The organism is Candidatus Desulfolinea nitratireducens (genome assembly GCF_982879505.1).
Genome location: NZ_CEYOSI010000279.1, coordinates 1 through 3,844, shown reverse-complemented (window position 1 = coordinate 3,844; position 3,844 = coordinate 1). Strand labels below are relative to the sequence as shown.

4 protein-coding genes are annotated in these 3,844 nt (G+C 47.2%); 3 read left to right on the top strand and 1 reads right to left on the bottom strand.

Annotated features, from left to right (window positions below; translation table 11 throughout):
- Positions 1-171: 171 nt before the first annotated feature.
- Positions 172-1,236, bottom strand: coding sequence for a class I fructose-bisphosphate aldolase (locus AC3DOM_RS16460; protein WP_487920125.1), 1,065 nt, complete (start codon positions 1,234-1,236; stop codon positions 172-174).
- 132 nt (positions 1,237-1,368) lie between these two features.
- Here AC3DOM_RS16460 and AC3DOM_RS16455 point away from each other — a divergent pair, with 132 nt between their 5' ends.
- The 3 genes from AC3DOM_RS16455 to AC3DOM_RS16445 all read left to right on the top strand — a co-directional run bounded on the left by AC3DOM_RS16455 (position 1,369) and on the right by AC3DOM_RS16445 (position 3,793).
- Positions 1,369-1,893, top strand: coding sequence for a hypothetical protein (locus tag AC3DOM_RS16455; protein WP_487920124.1), 525 nt, complete (start codon positions 1,369-1,371; stop codon positions 1,891-1,893).
- A gap of 62 nt (positions 1,894-1,955) precedes the next feature.
- Entirely contained in the window at positions 1,956-3,365 is a 1,410-nt protein-coding gene (locus tag AC3DOM_RS16450) for an FAD binding domain-containing protein (protein WP_487920123.1), read from the top strand.
- 8 nt (positions 3,366-3,373) lie between these two features.
- Positions 3,374-3,793, top strand: coding sequence for a hypothetical protein (locus tag AC3DOM_RS16445; RefSeq protein ID WP_487920122.1), 420 nt, complete (start codon positions 3,374-3,376; stop codon positions 3,791-3,793).
- Positions 3,794-3,844 lie beyond the last annotated feature (51 nt).

Genomic DNA, 3,844 nt, shown 5'->3' with positions numbered 1-3,844 from the left:
CTAGCCGCCGTCCTTTGCGTAGCATCCTTTAGGGCGGCGGCGGGGACGCCGCCGGAAGCAAATATGCAAGAGGTTTAGTGATTAAATACGGAAATCCGCCTATATGCTGATATCTTTCCTGGCGGATTCCCCGACGAGGTAACGTACACGGGCTTCTAAAATTCCAAAACCCTAGGCTACTGTGATACTCTTATCCAGATACACGTCCTGGATGGTATTCAAAAGCTTCACACCCTCTTCCATTGGGCGCTGGAAGGCTTTACGCCCTGAAATCAGCCCTTGCCCGCCAGCACGTTTATTGATCACCGCAGTCCTGGCAGCATCCGCAAAATCATTTTCTCCCGAAGCGCCACCACTGTTGATCAGGCCGGCGCGCCCCATATAACAATTTGCCACCTGGTATCGGCACAAGTCAATTGGGTGATCACTGCTTAGATCACTATACATTCGCTTATCAAGCTTGCCATACGAAACGCTTTCTGTGTTTAAAGCAAGAAATCCGCCGTTATTTTCAGGCAGCTTTTGCTTGATAATATCTGCCTGTATCGTGACCCCAAGGTGATTTGCCTGCCCGGTCAGATCAGCAGAAGCATGATAATCCTGATCCTGCTTGAATACTGAGTTACGCAAATAACACCATAACACGGTTGCCATCCCGAGCTCATGAGCTAAGGCGAAGGCCTGCGCAATTTCAATTATTTCGCGATGCGAATCTTCCGAACCAAAATAAATTGTTGCACCAACAGCAGCTGCGCCCATATCATATGCCTGTTCAACATTTCCAAATAATATCTGCTCGTATAGATTCGGATGCGTCAACAATTCGTTATGATTGATCTTCACCAGGAAGGGAATTTTATGAGCGTACTTGCGCGAAACCATTCCTAAAACGCCAAAGGTAGATGCAACCGCATTACACCCACCCTCAATCGCAAGCTCAACTATCTTTGCCGGATCAAAATAATCAGGGTTTTTCGCGAAGCTCGCCCCACCAGAATGTTCTATCCCCTGATCAACCGGTAGAATGGAAACATATCCTGTCCCACTCAAACGCCCAGTATTATATATCCGTGTCAGATTGCCAAGCACTCTATTATTACGGTCAGATTGTGAAAAAACGTTATCAACGAATGTAGGGCCGGGAATATGCAAGCGTTCTTTAGAAATTTTCGGCTTATCGAAGCCGAGCAGAAATTCTGCTTTATCCCCTAATATTGATTGAATATCGGTTGTCATTCTATTTCTCCTGTCATCAAGTTTATTGTATTTATTGCGAACTTGATTATACCCACAAACAGAGGCTATAATGGGAAAGGATTTCTGAGACCTTTAGCTATTTTTTCCGTATATCCAATCAGGAGGTACCCCATGACTGACCTGTTTAAAAAAGTTACTGACTCGCAAGATGTTTTCAAAAAACTAGCAAGTTATATCCCCGGATTTGATGGATATATTGAACGTCAAAACCGACGCGCAGCAGATAAATTACTGCGTGAGACTGTTGCAGACAGATTCCAGGAACAATGGACGCGGGCTTCACAGCTCCAGACTGATATGATCAGAGAGGGCAAGATCGCTTATATTGACGATATGGAGCGCGCCGTTATCCAAATACGGACCTTCATTGACAAAATCCGCACTGCTTCTTATGGATATTCCGGTTTGTTTGATGCCATAAAGATCAATGAGGCAGAATTGGCACAAATATACGCATTTGACCAAGGATTTTTCCTGGCAGCAGAAGAGATTGGGCGGGCACTGGATAATGTTGAAGCCAGCCTCAGTGATGAAGCCGGTTTGCCAGCAGCAATCCGAAATCTCATTTCGCTGGCTCGCCAGACAACCGAGGCGTTTAATCGTCGTTCTGAAATTTTCACTGGTAGCGGAGAATAATCGCAATCTTGTTATTGCGAGGAGATGATTTTTTTCTCCTCGCAATAACATTTTAATAACCTATGTGGCAAAAATATATCACCCCTTCATCATCCCAGGAAGTCGTTGAAATCCTGGCAAAAACCAGCAATGCGCGCATTGTGGCGGGCGGCACTGATCTGATCCTCGAAATCGAACGAGGTATCCGCAAAAACATTCAAACCCTGGTTGACGTATCCCGCATCCCAAATCTGGACAGAATCACCCTCGATGAAGACGATGTTATCCATCTTGGACCATTGGTCACCCATAATCATGTGGCAGGCTCCAAGCTGATGCAGGAGCGCGCTTACCCTCTTGTACGTGCCTGCTGGGAAGTGGGCGCCAACCAGATCCGGAACCGCGCGACGATTGCCGGAAATCTGATCACTGCCTCACCCGCCAACGACACAATCACGCCGTTAATGGCGCTCAACGCAAAGGTTACCCTCCTCTCCACGCAAGGAGAGCGTATCATTTCATTGCAGGATTTTTATCAGGGTGTGCGCAAAACTGTGATGCGCGATGATGAAATGCTGGTGGATATTACTTTTCCAGCTTTGACGGAAACACAGCGAGGGACCTTCATCAAATTGGCTTTACGCCGCGCGCAAGCCATCGCGGTGATCAATGTGGCGATCGTCCTTGATGTCAATTTGCCGACCGTTAAGTCAGCATCTATCACTCTCGGCGCAGTCTCGCCAACCATTATCCACGCTGATGAAGCGGAAGCCTATCTGGCTGGGAAAGAGCTGACCGAAGATGTGATCAACGAGGCTGCAAATCTGGCGATGAAGGCCTCCCGTCCAATTGGCGATATCCGTGGTTCAGCAGAATACCGCCTGGAAATGGTTCGCGTCAACACTGCCCGGGGACTGCGCTCCCTGCGAGATGGACAGGAACAAGTTGGGTTCCCGTCCGATCCGGTTTTGTTGTGGGGAAATGAGACTTCCAGCTTCAGCTCTCAGACCTTTACTCACGGCAACGGACAGCCCATCGTCACAACTATCAATGGAAAAGAATACTCCCTCAGCGACGGCCATGACAAAACCCTGCTTGCCCTATTGCGTGACCATGCAGGCTTGATGGGTTCGAAAGAGGGTTGCGGCGAAGGCGAATGCGGTGCCTGTACCATCTTTTTAGATGGCAAAGCTGTAATGTCCTGCCTTGTACCTGCACCACGTGCGCATGGCGCTGAGATCATCACTATAGAAGGCATTGCCGATGCCACTCAGGAAAGACTACATCCTGTTCAGGAGGCATTTATCCATGATGGTGCGGTTCAATGCGGCTATTGCACCCCGGGGTTTATTATGTCTGCTGCAAAATTACTTGAGGAAATACCTGTTCCCTCGCAGAACCAGATCGAGCAGGCAATTGCAGGCAATTTATGCCGCTGCACAGGGTATTACAAGATTGTGCAGGCAATTGAAAATGCCAGCAAAGAGAATTGAGGTTATAAATGGGTAAATACCGATTTGACGACGATACCAATAAAAAGAAACAACTTCCTGCAATATGGCGTGGGATTGGGTGCACCATGTTTATTCTGCTGCCAATAATATCCTATCTTGGCGCGGCCGTGCTTCTTGAGATCAAATCTGTTAGATTCTTCTTTTACGGTCTCAGCCCCACCCTGTTTGGAGAACCGAGCATCCCACCGATTCTCTGGGAAGTCAGATCTATTATTCCTTTTTTATATGAAGTCCGTTCGTGGACTAATTTGGAAGTAAATCTAATTTTTGCCTCGGTTATTCTGTTGATTTTGTCTGGAATCATCAGTGTCATATATAGTTTCATGTATAGGGCGGTAAATCCCTCACAATATGGGCCCACAGACGCACCTCCTTCAAAACGTAAAGTAAAAAAACACTCACGCTAAAACAATATGAAAACTCACGTTATTGGTAAATCGCTCCCTCGTATCGACGCT

What these genes read in the sequence shown, in the direction of transcription:
- AC3DOM_RS16460 (WP_487920125.1), bottom strand. Translation starts at nt 1,236, where the DNA reads ATGACAACCGATATTCAATCAATATTAGGGGATAAAGCAGAATTTCTG.
- AC3DOM_RS16455 (WP_487920124.1), top strand. Translation starts at nt 1,369, where the DNA reads ATGACTGACCTGTTTAAAAAAGTTACTGACTCGCAAGATGTTTTCAAA.
- AC3DOM_RS16450 (WP_487920123.1), top strand. Translation starts at nt 1,956, where the DNA reads ATGTGGCAAAAATATATCACCCCTTCATCATCCCAGGAAGTCGTTGAA.
- AC3DOM_RS16445 (WP_487920122.1), top strand. Translation starts at nt 3,374, where the DNA reads ATGGGTAAATACCGATTTGACGACGATACCAATAAAAAGAAACAACTT.